At 35.0% G+C, this 16,912-nt stretch carries 14 protein-coding genes; 4 read left to right on the top strand and 10 right to left on the bottom strand.

Annotated elements, in window-relative coordinates; genetic code table 11:
* Nucleotides 1-30: 30 nt before the first annotated feature.
* Nucleotides 31-1,230, bottom strand: a complete 1,200-nt coding sequence (locus tag AC5YGG_RS01225; protein ID WP_496142600.1) for an endonuclease/exonuclease/phosphatase family protein — start codon at nucleotides 1,228-1,230, stop codon at nucleotides 31-33.
* A gap of 395 nt (nucleotides 1,231-1,625) precedes the next feature.
* Here AC5YGG_RS01225 and AC5YGG_RS01220 point away from each other — a divergent pair, with 395 nt between their 5' ends.
* Together AC5YGG_RS01220 and AC5YGG_RS01215 are read left to right on the top strand one after the other, a co-directional pair.
* A complete protein-coding gene (locus tag AC5YGG_RS01220; protein WP_496142599.1) occupies nucleotides 1,626-4,355 on the top strand; it encodes a carboxypeptidase regulatory-like domain-containing protein in 2,730 nt (909 codons plus the stop codon).
* A gap of 11 nt (nucleotides 4,356-4,366) precedes the next feature.
* Nucleotides 4,367-6,571, top strand: a complete 2,205-nt coding sequence (locus tag AC5YGG_RS01215; RefSeq protein ID WP_496142598.1) for a DUF5689 domain-containing protein — start codon at nucleotides 4,367-4,369, stop codon at nucleotides 6,569-6,571.
* Nucleotides 6,572-6,830: 259 nt separating this feature from the next.
* On the opposite strand, the gene AC5YGG_RS01210 is transcribed toward AC5YGG_RS01215, so the two are convergent.
* From AC5YGG_RS01210 to AC5YGG_RS01190, 5 genes are all read right to left on the bottom strand, one after another.
* Nucleotides 6,831-7,301: a DUF6702 family protein gene (locus AC5YGG_RS01210; protein ID WP_228394029.1), complete on the bottom strand. Its 471-nt coding sequence runs from the start codon at nucleotides 7,299-7,301 to the stop codon at nucleotides 6,831-6,833.
* Between the two features lie 58 nt (nucleotides 7,302-7,359).
* On the bottom strand, nucleotides 7,360-8,112 hold the full coding sequence (locus tag AC5YGG_RS01205) for an LOG family protein (protein WP_076552105.1): 753 nt from the start codon (nucleotides 8,110-8,112) through the stop codon (nucleotides 7,360-7,362).
* 9 nt (nucleotides 8,113-8,121) lie between these two features.
* Nucleotides 8,122-8,835 (bottom strand): nucleotidyltransferase family protein, encoded by a 714-nt coding sequence (locus tag AC5YGG_RS01200; protein WP_496142597.1) that lies wholly within the window; start codon nucleotides 8,833-8,835, stop codon nucleotides 8,122-8,124.
* A 71-nt stretch (nucleotides 8,836-8,906) separates the two neighbouring features.
* On the bottom strand, nucleotides 8,907-9,323 hold the full coding sequence (locus AC5YGG_RS01195; protein ID WP_496142596.1) for a RapZ C-terminal domain-containing protein: 417 nt from the start codon (nucleotides 9,321-9,323) through the stop codon (nucleotides 8,907-8,909).
* 57 nt (nucleotides 9,324-9,380) lie between these two features.
* Nucleotides 9,381-10,406 carry an aminoglycoside phosphotransferase family protein gene (locus AC5YGG_RS01190; RefSeq protein ID WP_496142595.1) on the bottom strand — a complete coding sequence of 342 codons (1,026 nt, stop codon included), beginning with the start codon at nucleotides 10,404-10,406 and terminating at the stop codon, nucleotides 9,381-9,383.
* Nucleotides 10,407-10,651: 245 nt separating this feature from the next.
* Here AC5YGG_RS01190 and xrtF point away from each other — a divergent pair, with 245 nt between their 5' ends.
* Nucleotides 10,652-11,182 carry an exosortase family protein XrtF gene (gene xrtF, locus AC5YGG_RS01185; RefSeq protein WP_496142594.1) on the top strand — a complete coding sequence of 177 codons (531 nt, stop codon included), beginning with the start codon at nucleotides 10,652-10,654 and terminating at the stop codon, nucleotides 11,180-11,182.
* Nucleotides 11,169-11,612 carry an exosortase F system-associated membrane protein gene (locus AC5YGG_RS01180; protein WP_496142593.1) on the top strand — a complete coding sequence of 148 codons (444 nt, stop codon included), beginning with the start codon at nucleotides 11,169-11,171 and terminating at the stop codon, nucleotides 11,610-11,612. Before xrtF ends, AC5YGG_RS01180 begins: the two co-directional genes overlap by 14 nt.
* A 13-nt stretch (nucleotides 11,613-11,625) precedes the next feature.
* Here the strand turns inward: AC5YGG_RS01180 and AC5YGG_RS01175 are convergent, their stop codons facing one another.
* The 4 genes from AC5YGG_RS01175 to AC5YGG_RS01160 form a co-directional block, all read right to left on the bottom strand.
* A complete protein-coding gene (locus AC5YGG_RS01175) occupies nucleotides 11,626-12,624 on the bottom strand; it encodes a cation diffusion facilitator family transporter (RefSeq protein WP_496142592.1) in 999 nt (332 codons plus the stop codon).
* A gap of 57 nt (nucleotides 12,625-12,681) precedes the next feature.
* A complete protein-coding gene (locus AC5YGG_RS01170) occupies nucleotides 12,682-13,674 on the bottom strand; it encodes an aspartate-semialdehyde dehydrogenase (RefSeq protein ID WP_496142591.1) in 993 nt (330 codons plus the stop codon).
* A gap of 67 nt (nucleotides 13,675-13,741) precedes the next feature.
* Complete coding sequence (locus AC5YGG_RS01165; RefSeq protein ID WP_496142590.1) at nucleotides 13,742-14,179, bottom strand: hypothetical protein; 438 nt, start codon at nucleotides 14,177-14,179, stop codon at nucleotides 13,742-13,744.
* 84 nt (nucleotides 14,180-14,263) lie between these two features.
* On the bottom strand, nucleotides 14,264-16,834 hold the full coding sequence (locus AC5YGG_RS01160) for a TonB-dependent receptor (protein WP_496142589.1): 2,571 nt from the start codon (nucleotides 16,832-16,834) through the stop codon (nucleotides 14,264-14,266).
* Between the last annotated feature and the right edge of the window lie 78 nt (nucleotides 16,835-16,912).

Below are 16,912 nucleotides of genomic sequence, written 5' to 3'. Positions count from 1 at the left end.
AAAGCACTCCAATAAGAGTGCCTTTCTATATTATTTTTTAACAAATTCTTTCTGAACTACAGAAACCGCCGGGAAGTGGTCACTGTATCCTCCTGTAAATCTGTCTCCATCCCAAGAACGTAATGGATATCCTTTCCACTGTCCTTCTTTATTTACTAAGTAAGCCGGAGCATAAATCTCTGCTTTGTAAATACTATAAGTAGGAGTAAGTTTTTCCGGAGAATAAAGGTTTCTTGAAACAATAATCTGATCAAATAAGTTTGGAGCATCTCTATAGGCTAAAGAAGCTACACCAGCCTTATATAGTTTATACATTAAGTTGTAATAAGGAGTCTTATCTGATAATTCACTTGGATCACCTACAGCTGCAAGGTGTTTTTTCAAACTTGGGCTTACAGGATCATCGTTATAGTCACCCATTGCGAATAATTTGATGCCAGGATTCTCTGCAGTTACTTTATCCATTTCTGTTTTTAGAACAGTGGCAGCAGTATTTCTTTTGGCAAGAGAGATGGCTTCACCACCTCTTCTGGAAGGCCAGTGATTCATAAAGATACCTACTTTTTCACCGTCCAGTAATCCTATTGCGATTACAATATCTCTGGTATATTCTCTTTTTCCGTTTTCATCATAGATTTTAATCTCTTTTTTATACGAATCAAGCACGGTAAATCTTCCTTTCTGATAGATAATCGCTACATCAATACCTCTGGAGTCGTAAGAATTAAAATGTACAATACCATAGTTGCTTTTTGCCAACGCAGGTTGCTTGATAAGATCTTCAATAACCTGTCTGTTTTCAACCTCGATTAATCCACAGATTGCCGGATTGTCATTGGTATATTGTCTTCCCAGTTCAGAAATAACCTTAGCTTCGTTTGCCAGTTTTTGATTATAGTACTTTGTTCCCCATCTTTTTGGGCTGTTTGCTGTAAAATCTTCAGATAAGAATTGTTTTCTGATTACTTTTTTTCCAATCAAAAGATCATCACTCCATTCTCCTTTATAGTCTTCTGTCGTTTCAAGAAATTTAAGAGAGTCTACGGGTACACTTCTGTGAAACTTGGGATTGGAACGAGGCAATGTTCCGTCAATATAATCTGCAGAAGGAATGGTATCCCAAAGGTTTTCTACGTTTAGGAATGCGACAGCTGCTCTTCGTACCTGTTTCTGTTGTGAGAAAGCAGAACCAAAGCAAAACAAGGCAGCAATGATTAAATATTTTTTCATATTCTTAGTATATTCAAAAAATTGAGGGGGTAAAATTACTAATTTTATATAACAATAAAGAGTAAAATGCTCTGAGTTTAGTTTAAGAAAAGATTAAGTATCAGATTGAATGACGAAAAGATATGTGTTGAAAGCTATATTGATAATTAGTTGATTTTTCCCGAAATAAATTATTTGTTTTGAAATTAATAATGATAATACATGATTGTTAAAGTTTTTTTAGAGAAAATGATTTTCATTTTTTGTGATCCATTAAAATAGGGCGTTTTTTTTAGGATAATTATGAGAGGTTAAGAAAAATTAATAGAATAAATAGCTAAAAATGTTTGAGTTAATGAAAATAGTCCTAAATTTGTTGCCCTTTAAATAAAGAAGGAGTTAAAAATAAGTTTATTATGATTAAAAAACTATCCCTAATCTCTTTGTTTACTTTAATGCCTGCATCTTTTTACTTTGCGCAAACTACTGTTTATGCGTATGTTAAAGATCAGGAAGGTAAGCCTTTAGAGAAAGCAGAAGTAGATCTAGCAGAATCCAGCAATGATATTGCAGCGGATAAAATTGGGTACTTCCAGTTTGTGGATTTAAAACCTGGCCATTATCTTATCACAGTAACAAAACCAAACTTTGAGTCTAAGATTGTAGAGTTTGACGTGACTGGTGATGAGAAGAGAAAAGACTTAGGTGTTATTACACTTAATTACAACTTAGGATCAGATGCAGGAGTAATAGTTATTGATGATTCAGCAAATGATACCGAAGATGGAGGTTCATCAATGCAGCCTACAGTAGGGCTTTTAAGCTCAGGAAGAGATGCTTTCCAAAATGTTTCCGCTTTTGAACTGGGTGCTTACTGGTTCAGACCTAGAGGGGTAGACAATAGATTTGAGGATGTATTATTTAATGGAGTTTCCATGTCTAAAAACGATGATGGAAAAATAGACTTTAATAACTGGGGAGGTCTGAATGATGTGACAAGATACCCTTATGAAAATGTAGATAACATCACTCCCTCAGAATATACTTTTGGTAATTTAGGAGGTGCTGTTTATTATAATACAAGAGCTTCCAGCTATAGAAAACAGACTTCATTAGCATATTCATTTACTAACAGAAGTTACCTTCACAGAGCAATCGCAACCTATTCTTCAGGACTTACTAAAAATGGATGGGCATTTACATTCTCAGCAAGCAGAAGATGGGGAGACAGAGCAATCCTTGATGGTGTATATCAGGATGCTTATGGATATTTTGCTTCTATTGAAAAAAAGTTTAGTGACAGACACTCTATTAACTTAACAGCTTTCGGATCTCCTACTTACAGAGCTTCAAATTCTCCAAACACCCAAGAGGTTTATGACCTTATGGGAAAAAATTACAACTCTTACTGGGGATGGCAGGATGGAGAAAAAAGAAACTCCAGAATCAGAAATGTTTATGAGCCGGTATTCATGTTGACCGATTATCTAAAAGTGGGTAAAAATTCAAACTGGATCAATACAGTATCTTATCAGTTCGGTAGCGATGCAAGAAGCCGACTAGACTGGTATCACGCTGCAGATCCGAACCCAACATATTACAGAAAATTACCAAGCTTTGGGCTTTTGACGGCTGATGAATTCAGAGAACAGGCTCAGATCGACTGGAATTATATGTATAATTCCAATCGTTTGAATCTTTTGAATATGGATAAGTCTAAGAGGGGAGCTTCTTATACATTGGTAGAGGATGTAAATAAAGATAAAACATTCAATTTTGCATCACACTTTGATACAAGGCTAAAGGATAACTGGAAATTGAATATTAACTTCAATTATCAGAATCTTAAATCTGATAATTTCAGAAGAATTAAAGATTTATTAGGAGCTAATTATGCAAATAACCTTAATGCTTTTAATAATGATGTTCAATATAATGTTGATGATCCTAACACAGAGGTTAGGGTAGGAGACAGAACTCAATATTCTTATGAATTGACTAAAAATCATTACTCATTAAATATTTCTACTGAGGTTGATTTCAGCAAATGGAATATTGTGGCTTCAGTATTCTCTTCTTATTCTGAATCCTACAGAGATGGGAAGTTCAGAAATGCATTGTTTATGGATAACTCAAAAGGAAAGAGTGCTGTATATAGTGCATTAGATGCCGGAATTAAAGGGAAAATCACTTACAAGATCAACGGTAAAAATTTCATCGTTTATAACGGGGCTTTATTCAGTTTAGCACCTACATTTAATGAAATCTATATTAATCCAAGAGCAGGAGACTTCTTAACCCCTGGAGTTAAAAATCAGGTGATTAATTCAAATGATATCAGCTATATCATGAGGGGGCAGATTTTGAAACTTAGAGTTTCAGGATATTATACTACGATCAGTAACTCTACGGAAATTTCCAGATATTACTTAGCCGTTTCTTCCAATAATACAGGTTCATATAATACGTTGGTAAATGAAGCTATGAGTGGTGCTGATAAGAGATATCTTGGTGCAGAATTAGGCTTCGATGTAAAAGTTACACCTACGATTAATGCGGTAGGGGTAGCAAGTATTGGTGAATATAAATTTACAAATACTCCTAACGTATATACATTTGATGACCTTAATTCATTCAGAAGCTACGGTACAGCTAATATCAAGAATTATAAAGTAGCAGGAACACCTCAGAAAGCATTCTCATTAGGATTAAAATACAATTCACCTAAATACTGGTGGGTGGGAGCATCAGCTAACTATCTGATGGATCAGTATCTGGATTTCTCTGCAATCAACAAAACAGCTGCAATGTACACGATTCCAAATACAGGAGGCATGCTATATGACGGCGTTACACCGGAACTTGTTCAGATGTTAACCGCACAAACGAAATTTGATGATCAGTTTATGCTGAACGCCAATGCCGGTAAATCTTTCCAATTCGGAAAATATAGAGTAGGGGTGAGTGTTTCAGTAAATAATATTTTAAATAACAGAAATTATGTAACTGGTGGATTTGAGCAAGGAAGATATGCCAACTTCCCGGATGCACTAGCAGAATACCAAAGAGGAACACCTTACTTCGGTCCAAAACTATGGTATGACAGAGGAAGAACATTCTTTACTAATGTTTATTTAAGATTCTAATAACAACGATAATGAAAAAGTATAATCCATTTTTAAAATATATTTTTATTGCTGCTGCTTCTCTATTGCTAACTGTAGGTTGTGTGCAGGATGATAATTATGATGAGCCAAACCTTCAAGGTTACCAATGTGTTCAGGACTTTCAGGCTAATGTTACATTGGGTGAATTGAAAAAGAAATTTACTGAAAATAACCCAGGTAAAGTTGCATATGTTTTTCCTGAAGACAAAACACCAAACGATCCAAGTGATGATTTATATATCCAGGGTTATGTTACTTCTACGGATGAAACAGGGAATATTTACAAAACAATCTATATTCAGGATGCATTAGAAAACCCTACACACGGTTTTACAATTAGTGTTGATCTGGTGAGTTCTTATACAAGATTTCCTCAAGGATCTAAAATTTACATTAAACTTAACGGACTTGCTGTAGGTACTTATGGAAATGTAGTGCAGTTAGGAGTAAGAACAGGGGGAGAATCCGGTGTTAATGCTGTTTCCAGAATTCCGGAAAAAGCAGTTCCTAATGTTATTTTCAGATCTTGTACAACAAGAGGTGAAATTAAACCATTGATTAAAACTTTAGCGGAATTAGCAACTAACGAAGATTTAATCGGGTGTTTAGTTCAGTTACCTGAAGTAGAATTTGACTCAAGATCTTTATGTTCAACATTTGCCCCTAACGGACAGACTGTAGACAGAGGAATTGGTGAAAAATATAATGAAACAACAAAGAAATATACCACAACAGGAGTTGTAAGAAACAGTGGATATGCTTCATTTGCAAACCAGACCCTGCCTGCAGGTAAAGGGAAAATGACGGGTATTTACAGTAAGTTTAACAGTACAACTCAGATTTACATTAATAAAGTAGCTGATTTAGATATGGAAGGAGTAAGTGCGGATGGAATAGATCACCACTTCCCACGTTTAGATTTACTACCAAATAATCCTTGTAGATTTAGTGATAACGGTCTTACTGCTAAAACAGTGGCTGATGTGAAGCAACTGGCTGCAGGATTAGCTTCAGGTGGTTTGGTTCAGATTACAGGAGACTTCTATGTAAAAGGACAGGTTACGGCTAATGATGAGTCTTCTAACTTATTCAAATACCTTTATATTGAAGATGCAACTGGAGGTATTAAAGTAAACATCAATAAAACTGATCTATATCTTGACAGTAGATTTAAGTTAGGAAAAGATCTGATGATCAAATTAAAAGGTCTTTATATCAGAAACGTTAACGGTGAACTTCAGCTAGGTTCTAATGATAGCTCTACAACAATAGGGTACAGAATTAAAGAAGAAGATGTTTATCAGTATTTATTCGATTCCAATACTCCAGCAAGACCAGTAGTAGCTACAGAAAAAACTATTTCTCAATTAACAATGGCTGATGTAGGAAGATGGATCAAAATTAAAGATGTTGAATTTATTAATGGCGATCTTGGAAGAACTTATGCTGAAGGAACAAATACATCAAACAGAACATTAGAAGACTGCTTCGGAAATACAATAGATTTAAGGACCAGCGGAAAAGCTACGTTCGGAATAAAAACTGCAGGAGCAATTGAAGTTTCTGGAGGAAAAGGAGATATCTATGCTATTCTAAGTGTTTATAATAACAGTTACCAGTTATGGATTACTCAGCTTACAGATGTACGTTTTACTAATCCTACAAGATGTGATGGCAGCGTTTATACACCACTTCCTGTTATTTACAGCGATAGTTTTGGTGCCGGAGGTTTCGGTGCAGATTGGACTACTGTAAATAAAGTAGGTCCTAACCAATTCTGGCAATCTATTAACCAGGGAGGAAACGGAAGTAATTACTATGCATATATGAATGGAAATGCAGGTGGAGCTAATAATAACTTTGCCAACGAAGACTGGCTAATTTCAAAAGCGGTAAGCTTAGTAGGAAAATCTAAAGCTTCTGTAACCTTTACTTCTGATGTAAGATATTCAGGAAATGCACTTCAGATTTTTGCAACTGATAATTATACAGGAGATGTAGATACTACAACATGGACTCCGCTACAAGCAACATTAGATACTAATACAGGTGCTTTTGGAGACTGGGTGTTCTCTGGAAATATTGATCTAAGTGCTTTCTTGGGTAAAAACGTAAGAATTGCATTTAAATATACTTCTACAACATCTGCTGCTGCAACATGGCAGATTGATGAATTCAAAATTAAAGGACAATAATTATTATTGCTCTATAATCTCAAAACCGGTTCAGTAGAACCGGTTTTTTCATTTATGTATCCTTAGCTGATATATCTCTTACTAGAGAATGTATAAAGAGATTATTATTATTATTATTAGTAGTAGTAAGGATTTTTTTCTAAACGAATGCAGGTCAATAAAGTTTCTTCGGCAATCAAAAGACACTTCTTAGTTAAAAATAATTGCAAACAAAAAACCACTACATCCAGCAGTGGTTTTATATTACAAAATTATTTGATTAAAAAGAAACTTCATTCACTTCTTTTCCTCTTTGGAAGTTCATCGTTTTCTGGCTGCCTTTATAGGCAATATTAACCAGGTTGATCTGCTTCGGAAAAGCGCTTAAAAGGATCGTATTTTTTATCTTTAAGGTATTGATATCCGAAACCCCTCCGGTTTCAAAATATACCCATACAGTTTCTCCGCTTATCTGACTGCCGGTGAAGGTAATTGTTTTGGGAGCACCATTCACAAATACATCAAAGTTATTATTCACATATTTTTTCACTTCTGCTTCAAATCCTGCTGTGTTCGGATTGATCTTAATTGCATCAGAGATATGGCTTGTATTCATTTTTGTGGTAAACTTCAATGTCTTGCTTCCATCAATATAATCCACCTTGGTCATTGAAGAGAAAAAGTCTACATACATAAAACTCATTAACACAAAAAATGTTAAAATTCCTGATATATATAAAAGTTTTTTCATCTTAATTAATAGATTTACAATCATACTTGTTAGTTATAGGTCACAAATAATATGCCAATTAAAAATTTACATTCACAGAATACTTATCATAAAAAGCCTTAATGTGCGCTACTGCCTCATCAGCAGTGTCTACCACCCTGTAAAGATCAAGATCATCTTCTGCGATCATGCCCTCTTTTAACAGTGTTGCCTTGAACCAATCTAATAATCCACCCCAAAATTCGCTTCCTACCAATACAATTGGAAACTTACCAATTTTGTTGGTTTGGATAAGAGTCATTGCCTCAGTCAATTCATCTAAAGTACCAAAACCTCCCGGCATTACTACAAAACCTTGAGAATATTTCACAAACATTACTTTTCTTACGAAAAAGTAATCAAAGTTCATAGAATAGGATTTATTGATATAAGGGTTAAAGTGTTGTTCAAATGGAAGATCAATATTAAGTCCGATGGATTTGCCTTTAGCATTGAAAGCCCCTTTATTTCCAGCTTCCATGATTCCGGGACCACCTCCGGTAATGATTCCGAAACCTAATTTGGTGATTTTCTCAGCAATTTCAACAGCCATTTCGTAGTACTTATTTTCCGGCTTCAGACGTGCTGAACCGAAAATTGATACACATGGACCAATCTTGGCAAGTTTTTCATACCCATCTACAAATTCAGCCATGATCTTGAAGACCATCCAGCTGTCTTTGGTGATTGTTTCATCCCATGTTTTTTGTCTGAAGCTGTTGTGCAGCTTTGTTTCGTTAATGTCAAATTCCGGATTTACTAAACTTTCATCCCTAGTTCCATCAATTTCCATTTGCAAGAATTATTTAAAATGTTTTTCGGCTTCTATTACAGATTGTGGTCTTCCGACATCTATCAGAATACTGTCATGCACATAACCGTGAATATGCTCGGTCTGCATTAAGTCCAGATATTCTTCCATAACAGAAAATTTGCCTTTTCTTTTTATTTTTTCAAAGATGACAGGATTGATACAGTGAACCCCGCTAAAGGCAAGTGCTTTAAATCCTTTATTGAATTCCGCGAGCCTTTGTTCTCCTGTTTGTACGTTCAGCCAACCTCTTAAAACCATATCATCATTGAAAAGAAGTTTTCTCGAACTTTCACGGTCCGAAACTGCTAAAGTAGCAAAATCTTTTATCTTTTTATGATATTCTACTAATGCATTGATATTTATATTGGTTAAAATATCAGCATTCATGATTAAAAAATCTTCTCCGTGATCAAGAAATTTTCTAGCAAAAATTAAGCCGCCTCCGGTTTCCAGCAATTCATTGGTTTCATCGGAAATCTCAATGTTACATCCGAAGTTATCATTTTTATTTAAAAAATCAACAATCTGATCTCCAAAGTGATGGATGTTAATCACAAAATCTTTTATACCGAAACTTTTAAGATAATTGATATTTCTTTCCAAAAGAGGAATACCATTTACTTTTGCCAGCGCTTTCGGATGATGATCTGTAAATGGCTTAAGCCTGGTACCTTTTCCTGCTGCGAAAATTAGAGCCTTCATATAATATGAGTATAAGTGATAAGTAAGGAGTAATAATTGAAAATTGTAATAATAGTATTACTGATGTTTCATTATTGATTACTAATGTTCAGTTGTGGTTGTTCGTCGTGGTGGATCGTTATTTTTGTTCCGTTCGGATATTTTTCTTTGATGAATTCCGCAATTTTTATTGCAGAATATACAGATCTGTGCTGCCCGCCAGTACATCCGAAATTGATCTGAAGGTTTTCAAATCCTCTTGCCAGGTAATCATCAATATTTATAGATACAAGTGATTTTATCAGCTCTAAAAACTTTGGCATTTCAGTTTTTGTTTCAAGATATTCCTGAACCCCGATATCATTACCGGTCTGGCTTTTATATTCTTCAATTCTTCCCGGATTTAAAATTCCTCTGCAGTCAAAAGCAAAGCCGCCTCCGTTTCCTGAATCATCTTTTGGAATTCCGCCTTTCTTGTAGGAAAAACTGTGTATGTCGATGTGTAGCATGTTCTTATTTATTTTATTTACTAATGGAGATTAAACCACTAAGGTATTTTAAGCAGCTTAATGATTTAAATTTACTATTTCTTTAATCTTCTGTTCTGATTGATAAGAAGTCAATTGTTCTATGACTTTTCTGAGTTCCGGATAATTTTTCATTTCATCCCAGGAATAAGCAAATTGGGTGATATTTTGAATCCCTTGTTCCAGGCTTGCCATGAAATGTTGTTTTCTTTGGATCAATCCTCTGAATCCATAGGCTCCCAGTACCTGAAGGAATCTCATCATTTGAATTGGTTTTACCGAATTTCTTAGTTGAGTCTGGATTTCTTGGCTTTCAAATAATTGTATATAGAAATTAAGCATTTCATTTTTAAAATTTTCAGGGAAATTGGCTTTTGCCTGAAATAAGAATGAGATGACATCATACATTAAAGGACCTTTCATTGCAGATTGGTAATCAATGAAAGAGACTTCATTGTTTTCATTTACCATTATATTTCTTGCCTGAAAATCACGAATCATGATTCCTTTGGGTTCGATGTTTTCAACCAGCTCAGCTATTTTTTTAAACTCTTTCAGCAGAGTCGATTTGTTGTATTCAATCTCGAGAACGTCTGCAACAAAATTTTTAAAATAATAAAGGTCATGAATGATCGGAAGTTCATCATAGCTTTCATATTCAAAGGTTTTGGTGAAGTCAATCTTTCCTTGTGTTGCCGTTTGTAATGTAAAAAGCTTTTGGAGTGTTTGTTGTACCAAAGTTTTTACTCTAGTGGATAGGTTTTCTTCAGTAATAACTTCGGATAAGGTTTTTGCCCCTAAAAACTCCTGTACATACATTTTTCTGTCATCTGAAATGGCAATGATAGCAGGTGTATTGAGTTTTAAGTCTGAGAAAACCTGAGAATAATAAAGAAAACTTTCGTTCTCCGGAATATTTTCATTGTAGGTGATGATGTATTTTTCAGAATCTGTTTCGGACAGGAAATTTACTCTCGCCGAACCACTTTGAGCCAGTGTGATAAATTCAGTGGATTTTTCCCCCAATTTGTTTTCGAAAAATCTTTTTGCGTTTTCGGAAGTCATAATATGAAAACAAATATACTAATTTAACGTGAGTTGTAAATAGGGAGTTAATTTTGTTTTAGAGGTGAAAAGGATTTGAAGAAAATAGATGATTTAGTATATATTTTTTCAATTGTAAAGCGATAATTACAATAATTTATCACTTTATGGTGGCTTTTTATTGCTTTAATTGCTTTGATAGAAAGGGATTTGAACTTTCTTGCTTCGTGTTCAGTATATTACAATCGAATTTTTATCTTTGTAGTATGCTAAAGGACTTTAAGCCGGTATTAGGTATTTTACTTCGTTTCATCATTATTTATTTGGTGTTGCTTTTTGCTTATCAATTTTATCTGAATGAAAGCAAGGATTTCGGGCTGGACCCTTTTTCGAGGATTATAGCAAATCAGGTAAATGCTGTTCAGAATGTGTTGAATTATCCGTCAGCACTTTATGATGATGTGAAGAATGAACAGGTTTGGTTTTATGTGAAAGAGCAATATGTAACGAGAATGGTGGAAGGATGCAATGCTATTTCTGTAATGATTCTGTTTGTTTCTTTTGTTTTTGCATTTTATAAAGGTGCTAAAACCTTTGTTTTTGTAGGGGCAGGCTTGGTTATACTTTATATTATGAATCTTTTACGGATTGTAGGTTTAAATATAGTGATGGCAGAACACAAGGAATACGGAAAAATGTTTCATGATTTTGTATTTCCTGCTGTAATCTATGGAAGTGTTGTTGTACTTTGGCTGATATGGATTAAATTTTTTGCTTTGAAACATGAAAGTGCTTAACTGGATTTTAATTATTTTAGGAATCTGTGGTCTGATAGGCGTAAGGGGATTGGAGGAAAGTCTTTTTTATGATCCTTTTCTGGGCTATTTTCATGAAGCGAATAAGAATATTGATTTCCCATCTTTTGAATGGGGAAAATTAATCCTGGGACATTTTTTCAGATTTGCTTTAAATCTGCTTTTTTCTTGTTTGATTATTCAGGGAATTTTTAAAAATAAAGAATGGACAATGCAGGGAGCTGTGATGATGATGATCGTTTTTGCTATTGCTTTGCCTATTTATTTTTACTGTATTTATGATCAATTTGGAATAGGGTACCTTTTTTCTTTTTATATGAGGAGATTTGTCATTCAGCCTTTGATTATTCTGTTGATCATTCCTATGTTTTATTATAGAAAGCAGATGATGATTAAGAATAATAAAAGTTAGAATAAGGTGTTGACTATTCTATAGTATGTTTATCCACACTGGTTACATTTTCAGGAGTCCATTCTACTCTTTTTATAAAGTCTTTTTCACGAACAGGACAGTCTTTAATCTGACATACAGGACATGAGACAGGTTTACAGTCATCCATATGAAAATTGAATTCAATACTGCGTTTGATATTTTTAGCAAGAAGAATAATTACTTTTTCCATTTCGCTGTGAGCATCGCGAAGATCATAATACCAGGGAAGTGTAATGTGAGCATCTATATGAAGTGAAGCGCCAAATTGCTGGATTTTCATGTTGTGCACATCAATCCATTCTATTTGTCTGTTTTCTTCAAGGATTCTGATGACCTGGTTTAAAATTTCCGGGTCCTGTTCATCCATAATTCCGCTTAATGATTTCCGAACGATCTTATAGCCTACAAAGATGATATAAAGCCCAAAAACTAATGCTACTACGGAATCCAGCCAATAGATTTTTGTAAAGTATACAATAATTAAACTGGCTACTACGCCAAGTGTTGTAATGGTATCAGACTGAAGATGTTTTCCTGAAGAAATAAGTACCAGAGAATTTTCTTTTTTACCTTTTTTGATGGAAATATATCCTAAGAGATAATTGATAACAGCTGTTGCTGCAATGATCCAGATTCCCAGATCAATTTTGCTCAGGGTTTTCCCTACGATAAGACTGTGTACGCCTTCATAGATGATCATAAGTCCTGCAATGGCAATTAGAGCTCCTTCAATACCTGAAGTAACGAATTCTACTTTACCATGACCGTACGGATGGTCTTCATCTTTGGGTTTAGCTGCAAGATGGAGTGAATAAAGCCCCATAAATGCGCTGATAACATTTACAATACTTTCCATTGCATCAGAAAATACAGCATCAGAATTGGTAAGTTTCCAGGCGATGATTTTGCCAACGAAAAGAATGACTCCGAAAGCAGCAATGATCTTCTGGAATCCTATTTTGTCTTTGTGGGTATTCTTCTGGGTATTCATACTATGTTTGATAAAAAAAAGAATCTCAATTCTGAGACTCTTTTTTGTTTTGTTAGTTTATACTAAGTTGTTTGCTACAAGGTATTCTGCAATTTGTACAGCGTTGGTTGCGGCTCCTTTCCTTAGATTGTCTGCCACAATCCAGAGATTAAGCGTTTTCGGCTGCGACAGGTCTCGTCTGATTCTTCCTACGAAAACTTCGTCTTTTCCTTCAGAATACAACGGCATCGGGTAGTGGTTGTTTTTCACGTCATCCATTACTACAACTCCCGGTGTTTCGGATAAGATTTTTCTTACTTCGTCCAGTTCGAATTCGTTTTCAAATTCAATGTTTACACTTTCTGAGTGACCTCCCTGTACCGGAACTCTTACTGCTGTTGCTGTTAAATTGAATGTGTCGTCACCCAAGATTTTCTTAGGCTCTTTCATCAGTTTAATTTCTTCTTTAGTATAATCATCCTCAGCGAATACATCACAATGAGGCAATGCATTTTTGAAGATCTGATATGGGTATACTTTTGCAGTGTCTTCATTTCCGCTGATTTCACCATTTAACTGGTCTACGGCAGCTTTTCCTGTTCCTGTTACAGATTGATAGGTAGAAACAATTACTCTTTTTAAATCAAATTTTTTGTTCAACGGTCCTAAAACCATAACCAACTGAATGGTAGAACAGTTCGGATTTGCAATAATCTTGTCTTCTTTTGTTAAAACATCAGCATTGATTTCCGGAACAACCAATTTTTTATCAGGGTCCATTCTCCATGCTGAAGAATTGTCGATTACTGTTACTCCTGCTTCTGCAAATAAAGGGGCAAATTCAAGAGAAGTAGAACCTCCGGCAGAGAAGATCGCAATATCCGGTTTAGCAGCTATAGCGTCCTTCATGCTTACAATAGTAAATTCCTTCTGTTTATACTTCACCTTCTTACCTACAGATTTTTCGGATGCTACCGGGATTAATTCTGTTACAGGGAAGTTTCTCTCCTCCAAAACTTTAAGCATAACTTGTCCAACCATTCCTGTTGAACCTACTACAGCTACTTTCATTGATTTAATTAAAAATTTAAGATTAAACTATTTATAAATTATAACGCATATAATTTCTTTGTTTGTTTTAAGCTCCGAAAACCCTTGTCCAAGGGAATGCAAATGCAAATAAACCTACTGCGATCAATCCCATAATGGTAATCCCTAGGGAAATGGTATCGTTTGACTTTACCTTTTTGTTAACGATAGTCATTAATACTGCTGCAATAAGCATAGAAAATGGGTGTTCAACATATTGAAATCTTGCATAGGCATCGCTCATTAATGTTCCGGAAGCTAAAGCTGCCTTCACACCAGGTGAAACAAATAATAAGAAAAGTCCTGCTAGAAATTGAACGTGAAAGAAAATCATTGTGAAAAGTGTAGTTTTCTTTAAAAACTTGTTCACTTTTCCACTGAAACCAAACATGGTTGCTAAAAGTGCAATGATAAATAATGTAACCAAAAGTAATTCCAGATATCCGAATCCTTTGTGGGCATTAAGTAAAATCTTGTAAAAATCCATAATCTATTTTTTTTATAGACAAAGATAACAAAAATCCCGGCTCAAAGCCGGGATTCATATTTATAAAATCTAATATTGTGATAATTAGAAGTTGAATGATAGAGTAGCAGTCCAAGTTCTACCGAATCCGAAGAATACCTGGTTTGTCTGGCTAACTCCTTTATAGTTTCCTGCTGCTTGGTAAGCTGCATATTCTTTAGCAAGACCTGCAACAGTTCCTCCTTTGATTTCAGCATATTCCTGAGCAGAAAGGTTAGCGTGAGTATTTGTATTTGATTCAGCAATATATGTTGTATCAAATAAGTTATAAACGTTACCTCTGATTGTGAAATACTGTTTGTTGTTTAGGTTGATTTTATATGAAAGACCTAGATCAAACAGATTGTAGCTTGGTAATTCTAATGTACCCTTTTGAGCTGCAGCTTGAGTTCTGAAGTTGAAAGCATCTAAGCTAGCATATAGGTTGTTAGTATTTCTCCAAGTAGCATCGAAGCTTAGGTTTTTAACAGGTTTTACTGTTACTCCTAAAGCCGCTGTCATTTGTGCAGCATCACCTACTTTTACTTTGTCTAAGTATAATGTAGCTTCATTACTTGTGCTTCCTGGGAAGTTTAATGGTAAGTTTGTACTGTCTTCAAAAAGAGTAGCATTCGCATTTCCTTTATAGTACCAGTCTCCTAGAGAGAACATACCATTGATCGTTAATATCTTATTAAGAGTATAGTTAGCATCTACTTCTACTCCCATGTGAACTTCATTCAATCCGTTCATTTCTACATAAGCCGTCTTACCTGCAACAACATCTCTTAGGTTAGATTTTCTAAGGTATCTATCATCCCAAGTTGTTCTGTATACGTTAACGTTAGCATTGAAGTTTGCAGATCTGAATCCATATCCTAATTCTACACCGAAGATTTTTTCATTCGTAAGATCCGGAGAAACGATGTTCTCGTTACTTCTGTATACTGCGTTGAAGAATGGTTGCTTTTCATAGTATCCAACATTTCCGAAAACATTGTGTTGCTCATTGATGTTATAGTTAACACCTGCTTTCACATTGTATCCGAATAGATTTTTGAAACCAGTTTTAGTATTCATGATTTCACCTCTCTTAGAAGTCGAAACTCCGTCAATAATGAAGTTGTCAATTCTTTGGAATCCTTGGTTAGATACTGACCCTTGAATGAATGCGGAAATTTTGTCGTTTGTATATTCAAACTGTCCGAAAGCTCCGTACCAAAGTACTTCACCATCATTACTGTATCCGATTCTATTGTTCATAGGATCTATTTTCCCTCCAAATGGGTTCCAGCTAGCTTCTGGTTTAGATACTGCTGTTACCAAGTTAGGTGGAACGTTTTTATTGTTTTTATCAATGTATCCGCTTGCTCCTAACAAATCAGTTACTACCTGATAGTGGTATCCATAGTAATATCTTGCATCAACACCCGCAGAGAACTTGAATTTATCATTGATAGTGTGGTTGAAGCTTGAGATTAAACCAAACCAGTTGTGTGAGTTGATAGATGCATTTCTGATAAGTACTCCTTTATCTGGTGTAGAAGCTTGGTTAGCTGCAAATACATTATCAAAATTATATAATCCGGTAGTCTGATCTCTGAAAGTACTTAAGCTCTTTCCGTTAGCAGAACCGGTAGTGTTTGTTCCTCCACCTCTACCAAAAGAACCATATAATACTGTGTTAAGTTTTGACTTCTCACTGATTGTCCAGTCCCAGTTTAATGACATTACTGGCTTGTGGTAATAGTTTACTCTTGCAGAGTATTGTCTTCCGTTCAGATAACCCCAGTCTGAGTTATATTTTCTGTCTGGAGTTCCATCATGATCAGGATTGAATTTTATATAATCGGAAATAGCGATTGCGTATGATCTTTGGTTGTGCCATTGTGGTGCTCCAGTAATTGTAAACTGAAAATCATGGTTACCTCCTGGCTTTTTGTATCCTACTGCGAAATAGTAGTTGTATCCTTCAAATTTAGTTCCGTCAGCATACATAGATCCAGCAGTTCTAGACATTAAGAATGAAGATGCCCATCCTTTTTCAGATTTTCCTGTATTGTATGCAAAAAGAGATTTTACATAGTCATTGTTACCAACTCCTAAAGATACAATACCTCCTTGCTTTTTATCTGCAGCTCTTGTAAGAACGTTTACAGTTCCTCCTACAGAAGCAATAGCTAATTTAGAAGAACCAAGACCTCTCTGTACTTGTAACGCAGAAGTTACATCAGATAGTCCTGCCCAGTTTGACCAGTAAACTGATCCCCCTTCCATATCGTTTACAGGCATACCGTTTACCATTACGGCAATATTGTTTTGGCTAAATCCTCTAATGTTTAATTTAGAGTCACCAAAACCACCTCCACTTTTAGTAGCATAAACGGATGGTGTTGTGTTTAGGATCTCAGGGAATTCCTGGTTACCTAATCTTTCAACAATTTGTGCTTCTTTAATCGTTGAAACTGCTACCGGAGTCTTTCTATCTTTAGCGATATCTGCAACACCAGTTAATACAACCTGTTCAATATCATTGGACTTAATTTTTGTAGAGTCCTGAACTTGTTGAGCATAATAGACACTAGCTGTAGATAAAGTAATTACTGCAGTTAGCATCGATTTGTTGATTAATTTCATAATCGTTAGTAATAATTAGATTTAATTTTCTGCAAAATTCGCAAAATTAAATTTAACTATTATTAACTCAATGTTAAT

It is taken from the genome of Chryseobacterium sp. CS2K3 (genome assembly GCF_059515185.1).
The sequence above is the reverse complement of the archived record's forward strand: the minus strand, read 5'-3'. Positions and strand labels throughout refer to the sequence as shown.

Excerpts from the sequence above, each read along its gene's own strand:
- AC5YGG_RS01225 (WP_496142600.1), bottom strand. The coding sequence starts at position 1,230 with ATGAAAAAATATTTAATCATTGCTGCCTTGTTTTGCTTTGGTTCTGCT.
- AC5YGG_RS01220 (WP_496142599.1), top strand. The coding sequence starts at position 1,626 with ATGATTAAAAAACTATCCCTAATCTCTTTGTTTACTTTAATGCCTGCA.
- AC5YGG_RS01215 (WP_496142598.1), top strand. The coding sequence starts at position 4,367 with ATGAAAAAGTATAATCCATTTTTAAAATATATTTTTATTGCTGCTGCT.
- AC5YGG_RS01210 (WP_228394029.1), bottom strand. The coding sequence starts at position 7,301 with ATGAAAAAACTTTTATATATATCAGGAATTTTAACATTTTTTGTGTTA.
- AC5YGG_RS01205 (WP_076552105.1), bottom strand. The coding sequence starts at position 8,112 with ATGGAAATTGATGGAACTAGGGATGAAAGTTTAGTAAATCCGGAATTT.
- AC5YGG_RS01200 (WP_496142597.1), bottom strand. The coding sequence starts at position 8,835 with ATGAAGGCTCTAATTTTCGCAGCAGGAAAAGGTACCAGGCTTAAGCCA.
- AC5YGG_RS01195 (WP_496142596.1), bottom strand. The coding sequence starts at position 9,323 with ATGCTACACATCGACATACACAGTTTTTCCTACAAGAAAGGCGGAATT.
- AC5YGG_RS01190 (WP_496142595.1), bottom strand. The coding sequence starts at position 10,406 with ATGACTTCCGAAAACGCAAAAAGATTTTTCGAAAACAAATTGGGGGAA.
- xrtF (WP_496142594.1), top strand. The coding sequence starts at position 10,652 with ATGCTAAAGGACTTTAAGCCGGTATTAGGTATTTTACTTCGTTTCATC.
- AC5YGG_RS01180 (WP_496142593.1), top strand. The coding sequence starts at position 11,169 with ATGAAAGTGCTTAACTGGATTTTAATTATTTTAGGAATCTGTGGTCTG.
- AC5YGG_RS01175 (WP_496142592.1), bottom strand. The coding sequence starts at position 12,624 with ATGAATACCCAGAAGAATACCCACAAAGACAAAATAGGATTCCAGAAG.
- AC5YGG_RS01170 (WP_496142591.1), bottom strand. The coding sequence starts at position 13,674 with ATGAAAGTAGCTGTAGTAGGTTCAACAGGAATGGTTGGACAAGTTATG.
- AC5YGG_RS01165 (WP_496142590.1), bottom strand. The coding sequence starts at position 14,179 with ATGGATTTTTACAAGATTTTACTTAATGCCCACAAAGGATTCGGATAT.
- AC5YGG_RS01160 (WP_496142589.1), bottom strand. The coding sequence starts at position 16,834 with ATGAAATTAATCAACAAATCGATGCTAACTGCAGTAATTACTTTATCT.